Origin of the sequence: Streptomyces sp. NPDC052301, from assembly GCF_044593395.1 — a bacterium.
GTDB lineage: Bacteria > Actinomycetota > Actinomycetes > Streptomycetales > Streptomycetaceae > Streptomyces.
Genome location: NZ_JBIUBE010000003.1, coordinates 157,622 through 171,150 on the forward strand (window position 1 = coordinate 157,622; position 13,529 = coordinate 171,150).

At 74.2% G+C, this 13,529-nt stretch carries 6 protein-coding genes; 1 reads left to right on the plus strand and 5 read right to left on the minus strand.

Features of this window, described 5'->3' with window-relative positions; genetic code table 11:
- Positions 1–123: 123 nt before the first annotated feature.
- The 5 genes from ACIHEJ_RS08090 to ACIHEJ_RS08110 form a co-directional block, all read right to left on the minus strand.
- Positions 124–1,671, minus strand: a complete 1,548-nt coding sequence (locus tag ACIHEJ_RS08090; protein ID WP_400133103.1) for an MFS transporter — start codon at positions 1,669–1,671, stop codon at positions 124–126.
- Positions 1,672–1,724: 53 nt separating this feature from the next.
- Entirely contained in the window at positions 1,725–2,399 is a 675-nt protein-coding gene (locus ACIHEJ_RS08095; RefSeq protein WP_400133105.1) for an isochorismatase family protein, read from the minus strand.
- A 50-nt stretch (positions 2,400–2,449) separates the two neighbouring features.
- The gene (locus tag ACIHEJ_RS08100) at positions 2,450–2,977 is read right to left on the minus strand and encodes a flavin reductase family protein (RefSeq protein WP_400133107.1); all 528 of its coding nucleotides are present in this window, start codon (positions 2,975–2,977) and stop codon (positions 2,450–2,452) included.
- Positions 2,978–3,266: 289 nt separating this feature from the next.
- Positions 3,267–4,961, minus strand: coding sequence for an NAD(P)/FAD-dependent oxidoreductase (locus ACIHEJ_RS08105; protein WP_400133109.1), 1,695 nt, complete (start codon positions 4,959–4,961; stop codon positions 3,267–3,269).
- 36 nt (positions 4,962–4,997) lie between these two features.
- Positions 4,998–6,272, minus strand: coding sequence for an NAD(P)/FAD-dependent oxidoreductase (locus ACIHEJ_RS08110; protein ID WP_400133111.1), 1,275 nt, complete (start codon positions 6,270–6,272; stop codon positions 4,998–5,000).
- Between the two features lie 315 nt (positions 6,273–6,587).
- Here ACIHEJ_RS08110 and ACIHEJ_RS08115 point away from each other — a divergent pair, with 315 nt between their 5' ends.
- Positions 6,588–13,391: a beta-ketoacyl synthase N-terminal-like domain-containing protein gene (locus tag ACIHEJ_RS08115; protein WP_400133113.1), complete on the plus strand. Its 6,804-nt coding sequence runs from the start codon at positions 6,588–6,590 to the stop codon at positions 13,389–13,391.
- The last annotated feature ends 138 nt before the right edge of the window (positions 13,392–13,529 follow it).

Below are 13,529 nucleotides of genomic sequence, written 5' to 3' on the forward strand. Positions count from 1 at the left end.
GCAGGACGCAGGCGCGGGTGCGGTCGTGGTCGTAGGTGGGTCGAGGGCCGCAGGTGCGCACGAGGGTTCCGGGCCGGTTCCCCTGCGGGCCGGTGGCGGCCGGCCCGTTGCGGGGCTGACAGGTCAACCGCGTCCTCCGGTCTCCGCCCGCGGACCCTCCTCGTTCAGCAGATCGGACCGGGGTCCGGCGGCCGCGGCCGTACGGCCCTGGGGCCGGCCGGGGGCGCCCGCGGGGGCCGGGCCGGGGCCGGGACCCGCCGCCGCGCGCGGCAGGACGAACACCGCGACGAGCACGGCGACCAGCAGCAGGGCGCTGTTGACCGCGAACACCATGCCGTAGCCGGAGGCGAGCCGCTCGGTCGGCGAGTCGGTGGACGACGCGTGCGACGTGGCCGTGGCGGCGACGGTGCTCATCGCCGCGAGACCGATGCTGCCGCCCAGCTGACGCGCGGAGTTGAGCAGGCCCGACGCCATGCCGGCCTCGTTGGGGGCCACTCCGCCGGTCGCGGCACCGGCGAGCGGCACGAGCAGCGGGCCGACGCCGATGCTGGTCACCAGCATGGGGCCGAGGACGTCCACGGCGAACGACCCGTCGGCGCTGATCCGGCTGAACCACACCATGCCGAGCGCGCCGACGATCCCGCCCACGATCAGCAGGTTCCGGGCGCCGAAGCGGGCGATCAGCCGCACCGCGTACAGGGACCCCGCCACCAGGCCCAGGCAGAACGGCAGGAACGCCAGACCGGCCTTGAGCGCGCTCATTCCGAGGACCTGCTGGAGGTAGAGGGAGGCGAAGTAGAACGACGTGAAGATGTTGACGGAGACCATCATCATGTAGATGTTGGACGCCGACACGAACCGGTTGGCGAGCAGGCCCAGCCGCAGCAGCGGTTCCTTGGCCCCGGTGCCCTCGTAGCCGAAGAAGGCCACCAGCAGCACGGCCGCGGCGATGAGCGAGCCGATGGTCTGCGCCGAGCCCCACGGTTCGGTGTCGGTCCTGACCAGGGCGAACACCAGCAGCGAGGTGCCCGCGGTGGCCAGCACCGCGCCGACCACGTCGAGCTTGCGCGCGGTGTCGCCCGCGCCGGCCGCCGCCACATGACGGCTCGCCAGCCAGACGCCGATCAGCGCCATCGGCACGTTCACCAGCATGACCCAGCGCCAGTTGACGTACTCGGTGAGCAGGCCGCCCACCACGACGCCCACGGCGGCGCCGCCCGCCGTCACCGCGCTGTACACGCCGAGCGCCCGGCCGCGTCGGGGGCCGGCGGGGAAGCTGGTCGTGAGCACCGCGAGCGCGGCCGGCGCGATCAGGGCCGCGCCGACGCCCTGGACGGCGCGCGCGGCGATCAGCTCGCCCGGCGTCTGGGCCAGGCCGCCGAGCAGGGAGGTGAGACCGAACAGCACCAGTCCGATGGTCAGCAGGGGCTTGCGGCCGAACCGGTCGGCCGCCCGGCCGCCGAGCAGCAGCAGGCCGCCGAAGGTGAGGGTGTACGCGTTGACCACCCAGGAGAGTCCCGCATCGTCGAATCCGAGCGCCGACTTGATGGACGGCAGAGCGACGTTCACCACGGAAACGTCGAGCGAGACCATGAGTTGAGCGACAGAGACCGTCAGGAGCACACCGGCAGGGCTGACGGTGCGCTCCTCTCCCGCAGCGTTTTTGTACATGTAAAAATAGTAGCCCCGGCGGGTTCCGCGTGTCGAGCGCGAAGCCGACGCCGTCACGCTCCCGGGTCCCCCGTGGGCGGCCGGCCGGCGGACGCCCGCAGCGCCTCGGTCAGCTCCCGGGTGTGCCGTACGGCGGCGCAGCAGCCCGCCGCCCAGTCGAGCGCCGCCCGGTGCTGGTGCGCGCTGAAACCGGCGACCGCGTCGGCCGCGAGGAACGCCTCGACGTTGCGGCTGAAGGCGTCCACCGCGGTCGTCGTGCAGCCCAGGTGCGCGTAGACGCCGCAGATGACGAGCTGGTCGCGGCCCAGCGAGCGCAGGCGCCGCTCCAGGTCGGTGCCGTGGAAGGCGCTGTACCGCCAGGTGGACAGCACCGCGCCGCTCGCGTCCGGGGCGACCTCGTCGACGATCGCCACGTCGTCCAGGGCGTCGTCGAGTCCCTTGCCCCAGAAGTCCGTGAGCAGGCCGCGCTCGCCCGGCGCCTGGGTGCCCGGCTGCACGGTGTGCACGACCGGGACGCGCAGCTCCCGGCAGGTCCGGATCAGCGCCGCCGAGTTGGCCAGCAGGCCGTCCCGGGGCGAGGCGTCGCGCGGGTAGGGCCGCAGGAAGTAGTGCTGCATGGTCATGACGAGCAGAACGGCCCGTTGCGCGTCGGGGGTCCAGCCGACCCGGTTCTCGACGGGCGCGCACGGGCCGGGCATCGGGTACGCGGCGATCGCGGAGATGTCCATGCCTTCCGCTTCCTCTTCCTTCCGTGCGGGGCGGAACGCGGAACGGCGGGTCAGGAGATGAAGTCGTAGGACAGCAGGCGGTTGTCCGCGTCCTCGGCCCAGGCGCCGTAGCGGCGCATGCCGTACAGCAGGGGTACGGGGGAGCGGAGCGCGGTGACGAGGGTGACCTCCGTCAGCACCACCGTGTGGTCGCCGACGGGCTGTTCGTCGGTGACCGTGCAGTCGGCGATCGTGTGGGCCGCCTCCACCAGGTGCGGACCGCCGCCGGGCGCGGGCGTCCACGCGACCCGCTCGAACCGGTCCGGGTCCCCGGAGCCGAACATCTCGGCGGCGGGCCGGCCGTGCTCGTGCAGCAGATTGACGGCGAGCGACCCGCTGTCCAGCACCGCCCGCAGCGTGGGGCTGCCCCGGCGCAGACAGACCAGCAGGGTCGGCGGGTCGAGGGCGACGCTGCACAGCGACGTACAGGTCATCCCCCAGGGCACACCGTCCGGCGCCATGGCCGTCACGATGGAGACACCGGTGGGAAATCCGGCCATCAGCCGACGCACATCGGCTTCGTTCCGCTGGTGCGACATGGTTCCTCACTGACGTCGGTCACGGACAACACGAACGAACCCGCGGGGGACACGGGGAGCCGGCCGACCCGGCGGGGAGCCGACCCACGCCGAACCCTTCCGGCGTGACGCGCCCCGCCGCAGCCGGCCGGTCAGCACCGGAAGGAGGAGATCCCGGCACTTCCGGCCGGCCGGAGGAGCGCGCCCCCGCCCCGCCGAGGGGTACCGCTCCGGCCCACCCGCCCGGCACCTGCCGGCCGGGACGGACAGCGGTGGCAGCCCCGTCAGCCCCCCGCGTCCGGGAGCGCGGTCAGTACTTCGCCGCTGCGCCGGAGACGGATTCCGACTCCTTGGCCAGTTCCATGCCGCGGCTGGCGTTCAGCATGCGCTTGCCGATCTCCGGGGGCGCCTGGGTGCGGGACCACTCCTCGGCCGCCTCCATCCGCTCCTTCGTCATCTGGAAGCACCGGTTCTCCGGCAGCCCGAACCGGTCCGCGTGGGCGATGAAGTCCACGTCCTTGCGGATGTACTCGTGGATGCGCGCCGCCGCCTCACCCGGATCCAGCGTGCCCTCCTCCACGGCCACGCACAGCTCCCGGGTCAGCGTGCCCATCCGGACGAACGGCTCGCTGATCGGCAGCGGCGACCCGGGGTACCCCGACCGCTCGGCCTCCAGGAAGACGTCCGGGTCACCGCTCTCGCTGTACCGGTAGTACGCGTCCTCGACCATCATGTTGCCGCTCATCGTGCCGAGCATCCACGTCCGGTTGACCGCGTTCCACAGCTCGTAGTGCCCGAAGCCGACGAACGAGCTGTAGACCAGGTCGTCGTGGAAGTCGAACAGCCCCTGCTGCAGCGCCTCCACGAACGCGAACCGCTCCTTGGACCAGTCCCCGTCCCGGGAGGCCGCGATCAGCCGCCACCCCAACGCGTTGACCAGCTCCAGGGTGTTGGCGAGGCCGCGCGAGTACAGCGCGTCGATGAAGCCGGCCGCGTGCGACGTCAGGCAGTACCGGTCGCCGACGACCGTGTGCGACGAGTACTGCAGCCGGCCCGTGGACACCCACGGCCGCACCGACTTCGCCTCGGTGAACTGCCAGGCGATCTGCGGGAACCGCTTGAGGAACTCCGCGAACTCCCGCTCCGGCGGCGTCCCGTCCTTGGGGTACTTGCGCGGGTCCAGCGTGAGCCCGACGCTGCACAGCGGGTTGCGCGCCGCGTCGTGGTTGTCGAACGGGATCACCCACAGCCAGCCGCCGTCGAAGACGTGGTGCAGCGTGCCGTGGTGCCAGGGGCTGGGCTGGTCGTGCGGCTGCGCGGTCGGCGAGTCGTCGAAGGGCCGCACCCCGATCATGTGCGTGAACAGACAGCGTGAGTGCGTCCGGGCCCGGGTCGGCGTCTCCCGCAGGGAGAACTTCTCCGCCAGCGGCGAGCGGAACCCGCTGCCGTCCACGACGTACTCGGCCCGGAACTCCTCGCCCTGGTCCGTGCGCAGCAGCGCGCCCTGCTCCGGGTCGACGTCGATGTCGGTGACCCGCGTCGCCAGGCGCGCCTCGGCGCCGTACCGCAGCGCCACATGGAACAGGTAGGCGTCGACGTCCTGCCGGAACAGATGCGTCTCGGTGCGCAGTTCGATCGGCACGACCAGCTGGTTGATCTCCCGCGGGTCCTGCGGGCGGCCCTCGCGGTGGTAGACGAAGCCGAAGTTCTGCTTCTGGCCGCAGTTGGGGGAGATCTCGTCGATGGTCCCCCGGTAGTTCGACAGGGCCTTGAACTCGGGCACGTCGTAGCGCTTGGCGATCAGCCGCGCCATGCCCGAGGTGTACGGGATGGTCGACTCGCCGACCGCGAACCGGGGGTGGGTGCCCGCGTCGAGGATGAGCACCTTGACGCCGTTGCGGGCCAGCACCGCGCCCAGCATGCCCCCGGCCATACCGCTGCCGAGGATCGCCACGTCGTACCGGTCCGTCCGCGAGGAGCCGGTTGCGGTTTCCTTGCCTGCCACAGATTGTCCTTCCCTTGACGCTCGGCCGGGGGCGGTTCAGCCCTGGGCGGTGACGGAGAGGGCGTCCTCGACGAGGTCGTCGACGGTGATGTTCAGCGCGAGGTGCTTTCCGCGCAGGCCGCCCAGCAGCGTGACGAAATCGTTGGCCGGCGTGTTCTTGCCCTCCGGGTCGATGATCCGCTGGGCCATCTTGTGGTAGTCCTCCTTCTTCAACGACCGGTCGTAGAACTGCTCCACGAAAGAACGGACCTCGTCGAAGAAGTTCCGGTAGGCGGTCGCATAACGGTCCAGCGCCGCTTCCTCGATCTCCGGATGCTGCAGCACCTTGTCGAGCACCCGGGACAGAATGCTGCCCGCCGTCGTCGCCAGCGCCACACCCGTGGAGATCAGCGGGTCGACGAATGCCGCCGCGTCACCGACGGCCGCCCAGCCCTTTCCGTGGACGGTGTGGCTCGTGTACGACCAGTCGCGGGCGCTGCGGAATCCCGCCGACTGACGGGCGTCGCGCAGCATGTGCTTCAGCTTGGTGGTCTTCTCCACCTCGTCCCGGAACAACTGCTCCAGATTCTGGTCGGATTCGCCGGCCACCGACGCCGGAGTGACGAAACCGACGCTGACCGTCCCCTTGTCGAGCGGAATTCCCCAGAACCAGCCGTTCTCGATTCCCTCGATCAGAATGTTCGTGTACTGGTCGCCGGGCAGCCGCTCGCAGTTGTCGAAGTACGTCCACACCGCGACGTTGCGCAGCTTGTCGTGCCAGGTGATCTCCGAGTAGCGGCGGGTGAGCACCCGGGCCTGACCCGAGGCGTCCACCACCATCGTGGCCCTGAGCTCGTACGTCTCCTTGCCGCCGCGCACCGAGAAGCGGACGCCGGTGACCCGGCCGTCCTCCTCGACGGGCTCCTTCACGGTGGCGTCCTCCACGACGAACGCCCCGAGTTCCCGCGCCCGGTCCAGGATCAACGCGTCCAGGTCGGCCCGCCGCGTGTGGTACGCGAACGGGTAGTCGCCGCCGTCGACGAAGGAGAAGTCCCACGCCGCCTGCTCGTTGCCCCAGACGAACGTGCCGCCGTACTTGCGCTCGAAACCGCGCTGTTCCATCCGCTCGGTCAGGCCCATCTCCTCCATGGGCGCCATGACGACCGGGATGAGCGATTCGCCGACGTGATAGCGGGGAAAACGCTCACGGTCCAGAACGGCGACTTTGTGCCCACGCTTGGCGAGGAGTCCGGCGGTGGTGGCACCCGCCGGCCCGCCACCGATGACGATGACATCGAATTCATTGGGTATGCCGGTGAGAGTGGACGGCATGCGCGACCTTCCCGATCCGAAACGTGCCGACGTCCGCTGAGGCGGCCCCGTACGGCACTGCGTTGGCTGGACCCAGTCAGGTTCGGCGACGTGGGCTGAACGCCTTCTGCACGGCGTCTGGACACCGTCTTGGGAAATCCCGGCGCGGCCTGGATTAAGGGAAGGAACAGGGGTTGTAGCCGCCGCCCGGCCCTTTCTAGCGTTACGCCAGGTGTGCTCGCCGAGAACGGCCCGGGCGAGCGGGCGACACGGCGCCGCTCGATCATCCCGGTGCCACGCCGACGGTGGAACCCCCCAGCAGGCAGGAGCGTACGAGTGACGCACGTCGAAGACATCCGGCCACTTCCCGAAACGCTGCGCAGGCACGCACGTGAACGTCCCGACAAGGTCGCGTTCGCCGACGAACGGCGGCAGGTGACCTATGCCGGGCTCGCCGCACGCACCGGACGGCTGGCCGGTCATCTCGCCGCGCACGGCGTCGGACGCGGCGACCGGGTCGCGATCCTGCTCGGCAACAGCGTCACCACCGTCGAGAGCTACCTCGCCGTCACCCGCGCCGCCGCCGTCGGCGTCCCCGTCAACCCGCAGTGCTCCGACGCCGAACTCGCCCACCAGCTCGACGACAGCCTGGCCCGCGCCGTCGTCACCGACGGCACCCACCTCGCCCAGGTCGAGCGGGCGCGAGAGCGGCGCCCCGGCCTCCTCGTCGTCCTCGCGGACGGCACCGGCCCCGGCACCCTCGCCTTCGAGGACCTCGCCGGCACCGAACCGGACCAGGGGCCCCGCGACGACCTCGGCCTGCACGAACCCGCATGGATCCTCTACACCTCCGGCACCACCGGCGCCGCCAAGGGCGTCGTCTCCCACCAGGCCGGCTGTCTGTGGTCCGTGCACACCGCGTACCAGGGCGTGCTGGGGCTCGGCCCGGACGACCGGCTGCTGTGGCCGCTGCCGCTGTTCCACAGCCTGGCGCACATCCTGTGCGTGCTGGGCGTGACCGTCAGCGGCGCCGGGGCGCGCATCCTGCCCGGCTTCGGCGCCCGGGACGTGCTGGAGGCGCTGCGCGCGGAGCCGTACACCATGCTCCTCGGGGTGCCCACCATGTACGCCCAGCTGCTCGACGTCCTGCGCGACAGCGGTGGCACGGCCCCCCGGCCACGGGTCTGCCTGGTCACCGGAGCGGCGACCGGGCCCGAACTGGCCACCGCCGTCGAGGAGATGCTCGGCACGCCCCTGGTGGACAGCTACGGCAGCACCGAGACCTGCGGGGCCATCACCATCAGCCGCCCCGACGCCCCGCGCCCGCCCGGCACCTGCGGCACCCCGGTGCCCGGCATCGAGCTGCGGCTGGCCGATCCGCGCACCGGGCGGGACGTGGCGGCGGGCGAGGAGGGCGAGGTCCTGGTCAAGAGCCCGGCGCTGATGCTGGGTTACCACAACCTGCCCGACGTCACGGCGCAGGTGCTGCGTGACGGCTGGTACCGCACCGGCGACCTGGCCCGCCGCGACGCCGAGGGCCGGCTGGCCATCACCGGACGCGTCAAGGAGCTGATCATCCGCGCCGGTGAGAACATCCACCCCGGCGAGATCGAGGCGGTCCTGCGCGAGGTGCCCGGCGTCCGGGACGCGGCGGCGGCCGGCCGCCCCGACCCGGTCGCCGGGGAGGTCCCGGTCGCCTACGTGGTCCCGGAGGCCGACGGCTGGTCGCCCGCCGAGGCACTGGCGGCCTGCCGGGAACGGCTCAGCTACTTCAAGGTGCCGGCCGAGCTGTACGAGACGGCGGCCCTGCCGGTGACCGGCTCGGGCAAGGTCAGCCGCCGCCGGCTGCACGACACACCGGCCCGCCTGCGCGCCGTCGCCACCGGGCGGCACGAGCACCTGTGGCACACGGAGTGGGTGCCCTGGGAGCCCCCCGCCCCGGACCCCGCGCCCCCGCGACGCTGGGCCCTGATCGGCCCCCACCCCGCCTCTCTCACCGAGGCGATCCACCGCACCGGCGCCACGACCCACCCCGCCCCCGACCTCCACACGGCCCGGCGGACGGGCCCCTACGACGCCTACGTCATCGCGGCGCCCATGGCCGGTGCGGGGAGCGCGGGCGATGAGGTGACCTCGGGACCGAGCGGGGCGGTGGATGCGACGCGGGCGGGTGGCGGAGGTGCCGTCACGTGGCCGGTGGCCGGTGGTCGGACGGACGGCGGCGCGGGGGCGTCGGGGCCGAGCCGGGCGGCGGGCGTTGCCGCGGCCGGAGTGGTGTCGGGGCGGGACGCGGGCGGCTCGTTCGGAGTCCAGGCAGCGGCCGGTGCCGGTCGGACCGCCGGGCCGTCGGACGTGCCCGCCCCTGCCGATCTCCGTGACCTGCTGGGTGCGGCCGGGCTGGAGGGGCGGGTGGTGTTCTGCACCCGGGGTGCCGTGGCCGCTCGGGACGGGGACGCCGTGCGGCCCGGTGCCGCCGCCGCGTCGGCGTGGATCCGCGCGCGGCGCACGGGGCCCACCCGGCTGGTGGACCTCGGCGCGGACGGCTCCGGCGGCTCCGTCGAGGCGTGGGGCGCGGTGCTCGGCGCCCCCGACGAGGAGACCGACTTCGTCGTGCGCGGCGGTGACGTGCTCGTGCCGCGCCTGGCCCGCGTACCCGCGCCGGCCCCACTCGCCGCCCCCGCCCCCGGCGGCAGCGCGCTCGTCACCGGCGCCGGCACGGACCTCGCCCGTGTCCTCGCCACCCACCTCGTGGCCGGGCACGGCGTCCGTACCGTCGTGCTGGCCGCCCCCGACACGACCGCCGCCGCCCCCCTCGCCGCCGACCTCACGGCCCTGGGGGCCACCGTGTCCGTGCGCACCGGACGCGCGGACACCACCGAGGGTGCCGCCGCCCTGCTCGCGGCCCCCGGCCCGGACCGCGCCTTCGACACCGTTGTCCACCCGGTCACCCGCCCGGGCGACGCGGCCGCCGCACACCACCTGCTGGCCCTGACCCGCGCCACCGGCACCCGCCTCACCCTCTGCGGCACCCACGGCGGCCCGCTGCGCCACCCCGGCCCGCCCGCGACGGCAGCCGCGGGCGCCTACGCGGCCGCCCTCGCGCACGCGGCGGACCACGCCGACTACCTCGGGTACGCCCCTGCGCCGCTGCCCGGCGCGGTCCCCCTCACCGACCGGCAGACCGCCGACGCCTTCGACGCCGCCCGGACCCTGCCCTACCCGGTGCTCGCCCTGCGCACCGACCTGTGGGCGCCCCCCTCGGCCGCCGCCGACCGGCTCAGGACGCTGCTGAACCGGCCCGCCCCCGCCGCCGACGACACCGCCGACCCCGGCGGACTGCGCGCCGAGCTGCACGCCCTGCCCGTCCGGGCCCGCCGCCGTACCCTCACCGCACTGGTGCGCACCGAGGCCGCCCGGGTGCTCGGCCTCGACAGCCCGGAGCGGCTGGACGCCGAGCTCGCCTTCACCCGGCTCGGACTCACCTCGCTCACCGCGGTCGTGCTGCGCGACCGGCTGGCCGCCCGTACCGGACTGCGGCTGCCGGTGACCCTCGCCTTCGACCGACCGACGCCCGCCGCGGTGGCGGAACTGCTCGACGGTGAGCTGTTCGACCGCGGCCCCGCCGGCACCCGCGCGGCCGAGCCCGCCGCCCGCCGCGACGACGACCCGGTGGCCGTGGTCGGCATGGGCTGCCGCTACCCCGGCGGGATCGCCTCCCCGGAGGACCTGTGGCGTCTGGTCGCCGAAGGCCGCGACGCCATCGGGGAGTTCCCCACCGACCGCGGCTGGGACCTGGACCGCCTGCTGGGCGGCGACGGCAACGAGGCCGGTACCACCGCCACCGGCTCCGGCGGCTTCCTGCGGGCGCCGGGCGACTTCGACGCGCCGTTCTTCGGCATCAGCCCGCGCGAGGCGCTCGCCATGGACCCCCAGCAGCGCCTCCTGCTGGAGGTGGGCTGGGAGGCCCTCGAGCGGGCGGGCATCGACCCGGCCGCGCTGCGCGGCACGGACACCGGCGTCTACGTCGGGCTGATGTTCCACGACTACGCCAAGCACCCCGGCGCCCTCCCCGAGGACCTCGAACGGCTCCTCGGCACCGGCACCGCCGGCAGTGTCGCCTCCGGCCGCCTCGCCTACACCCTCGGCCTGAACGGCCCCGCCCTCACGGTCGACACCGCCTGCTCCTCCTCCCTGGTCGCCCTCCACCTGGCCGCGCAGGCGCTGCGCCGCGGCGAGTGCTCGCTCGCGCTCGCCGGGGGCGTCGCCGTGATGGCCACCCCCGCCACCTTCGTGGAGTTCAGCCGCCAGCACGGGCTCGCCCCCGACGGCCGCTGCAAGGCCTTCGCCGAGGCCGCCGACGGCACCGGCTGGTCCGAGGGCGTCGGCCTCGTCGTCCTGGAACGGCTCGGCGACGCGCGCCGCAACGGCCACCCGGTGCTCGCCGTCCTGCGCGGCAGCGCGGTCAACCAGGACGGCGCCAGCAACGGCCTGACCGCCCCGAGCGGTCCCGCCCAGCAGCGGGTCGTGCGGCGGGCGTTGGCCGACGCCGGTCTCACGCCGGCCGACGTGGACGCCGTCGAGGCGCACGGCACCGGCACCGTCCTCGGCGACCCGATCGAGGCGCAGGCCCTGCTCGCCACGTACGGGCGGGACCGGGACCCCCGACGGCCGCTGCTGCTCGGCTCCCTGAAGTCCAACATCGGCCACAGCCAGGCCGCCGCGGGCGTGGGCGGCGTCATCAAGACCGTGGAGGCGATCCGCCGCGGCGAACTGCCCCGCACCCTGCACATCGACCGGCCGACCCCGGCGGTGGACTGGACGGCCGGCTCGGTCCGCCTGCTCCTGGAGCACACCGCCTGGCCCGAGACCGGCCGCGAACGCCGGGCCGCCGTCTCCTCCTTCGGCGTCAGCGGCACCAACGCGCACGTGATCCTGGAACAGGCACCCGCCGCCCGTACCGAGCGGACGGAGCCGGCCGGCTCCCCGGCGTCCCGCACCCACACGCACACCACGGTGCCGGATCCCGCGACGGCCGCACCCGCGTCACCCGCCCCCGCACCCGCGACGGCCGTACCCGCGTCCCCCGTCCCGGTCCTCCTCTCGGCCCGCACCCCGGGCGCCCTGCGCGCCCAGGCCCGGCGGCTGCTCGACCTCGTGCGCGCGGACCCCGGCCTGCGCGTGCCCGACGTGGCCGCCGCGCTCGCCACCACCCGGACCGCCTTCCCGTGGCGCGCCGCCTTCACGGCGGGCGGACGGGAGGAACTGGAGCGCCGGCTGACGGCCGTGGCCTCCGGAGCCGACCCGGGCACCGGACCGGACGGCGTCCGCCGCGAGGGCGGACTGGCGATCGGGTTCACCGGCCAGGGCGCCCAGCTGCCCGGCATGGGGCGCGAACTGCACGCCGTCTTCCCCGAGTTCGCCCGCGCCTTCGACGCGGTCTGCGCCGCCCTCGACCCGTACCTGGAACGGCCGTTGAAGGAGATCGTCTGGGCGCCCGAGGGCACACCGGAGTCCGCGCTGCTGAGCCGGACCGACTTCACGCAGGCGGGGCTGTTCGCGCTGGAGACGGCGATGTTCCGGCTCCTGGAGTCCTGGGGTGTGGCGCCCGACGCCGTGCTCGGCCACTCCCTCGGCGGCCTGACGGCGACCCACGTCTGCGGGGCGCTGCCGCTCCCGGACGCGGCGCTGCTCGTCGCCACACGCGGCCGGCTGATGGCGGCGCTGCCGCCCGGTGGTGCGATGACCTCGGTCGAGGCGACCGCGGAGGAGGTCCGGGCGGTCCTGCCGGACGCCGACGCCCCCGGGCACGCCGCCCTCGCCGCGATCAACGGCCCGCGCTCCGTCGTCGTCTCGGGCGACGCGCAGGCCGTCGAGGCCGTCGCCGAGGTCTTCCGGGCGCAGGGGCGCCGGGTCACCCGGCTGCGGGTCAGCCATGCCTTCCACTCCCGCCACATGGACCCCATACTGGACGAACTGCGCGCGGTGGCATCCCGGTTGACCTACCAGGCGCCGGTGATCCCCCTGGTCTCCGGGGTGACCGGCCGGCTCGCCGGCCCCGCGGAGCTGGCCGAGCCCGAGTACTGGGCCCGCCACGCGCGGGACGCCGTGCACTTCGCGGACGCCGTGCGCGCCCTGCCCTGCCAGGGCATCGCCTGCTTCCTCGAACTCGGCCCCGACGCCATGCTCACCACCATGGCCCGCGACTGCGTGGCCGACCGCGAACTCGCCCTGTGCGGCGGGCTGCGCCGCGGCCGGTCCGAGGTCCGCGCCCTGCTCGACGCCGTCGCGCGGGCACACGCCCACGGCGCCACGGTCGACTGGGCCCGGTACTTCGCGGGCCTTCCCACCCGTCGGGTCGACCTGCCCGTCTACCCCTTCGAGCACCGGCGCTACTGGCTGCGCTCGGTACCGCTTCCGGCGGACTCCGCCGGTACCACGGCGTCCGCGCGGGAGACGGCCGTACGGCCCCCCGCCCAGGACGCCGTCGACCCCGCCGGCCACCGGCTGCGGGCCGAACTCGCCGGGCTGTCGGAGGAGCAGCGGGAACAGACGCTGGTCGACCTGGTCCGTACGGAGATCGCCGAGGTCGCCGGGTTCGAGGGGCCGGAGGACGTCGAGGCGTACCGCAGCGCCAAGGACCTCGGGCTGGACTCGGTCTCCGCCGTGGAGCTGCGCAACCGCCTCGTCGCGCGGACCGGGCTCACCCTGCCCACCTCGCTGGCGTTCGACCACCCCACGGCCGTCGCGATGGCCCGGCACCTGCTCACCGAACTCCCCGCCTCCGCCGAGTCCGAAGCCGAGGTCGCCGGCCACGACGCCGGCCACGACGACGGCGGTGCCGAAGGCGGCATGGGCGGTGCCACGGCCGCGTCGGCGGGCACCGGCCCGCGGACCGTGTTCGGCGCACTGGCCCGCCTGGAGGCAGGCATCGAGCGGGAGCGGCCCGACGCCGCCGCCCGCGCCCGCCTCGCCGACCGGCTGCGCACCCTGACCGCCCGGCTCCTCGGCGAGGAGGCCCCCGGATCCGCCGGGTACGACGACTCCGCCGACCTCGGCGAACGGCTCGACGCGGCGACCACCGACGAACTGTTCGACCTCATCGACAACGAGCTGAACCGACAGCACACCGAAACGAGCTGAACCGGCAGCACACCGAAACGAGCTGAACGGCAGCACACCGAAACGAGCTGAACCGGCGGCGTGCGGGACGAACCGAACCGGCGACGTGCCGGGCCGACGTGCACCGGCAGCACACCGAACGCCCGGGTCCCGGGCCGC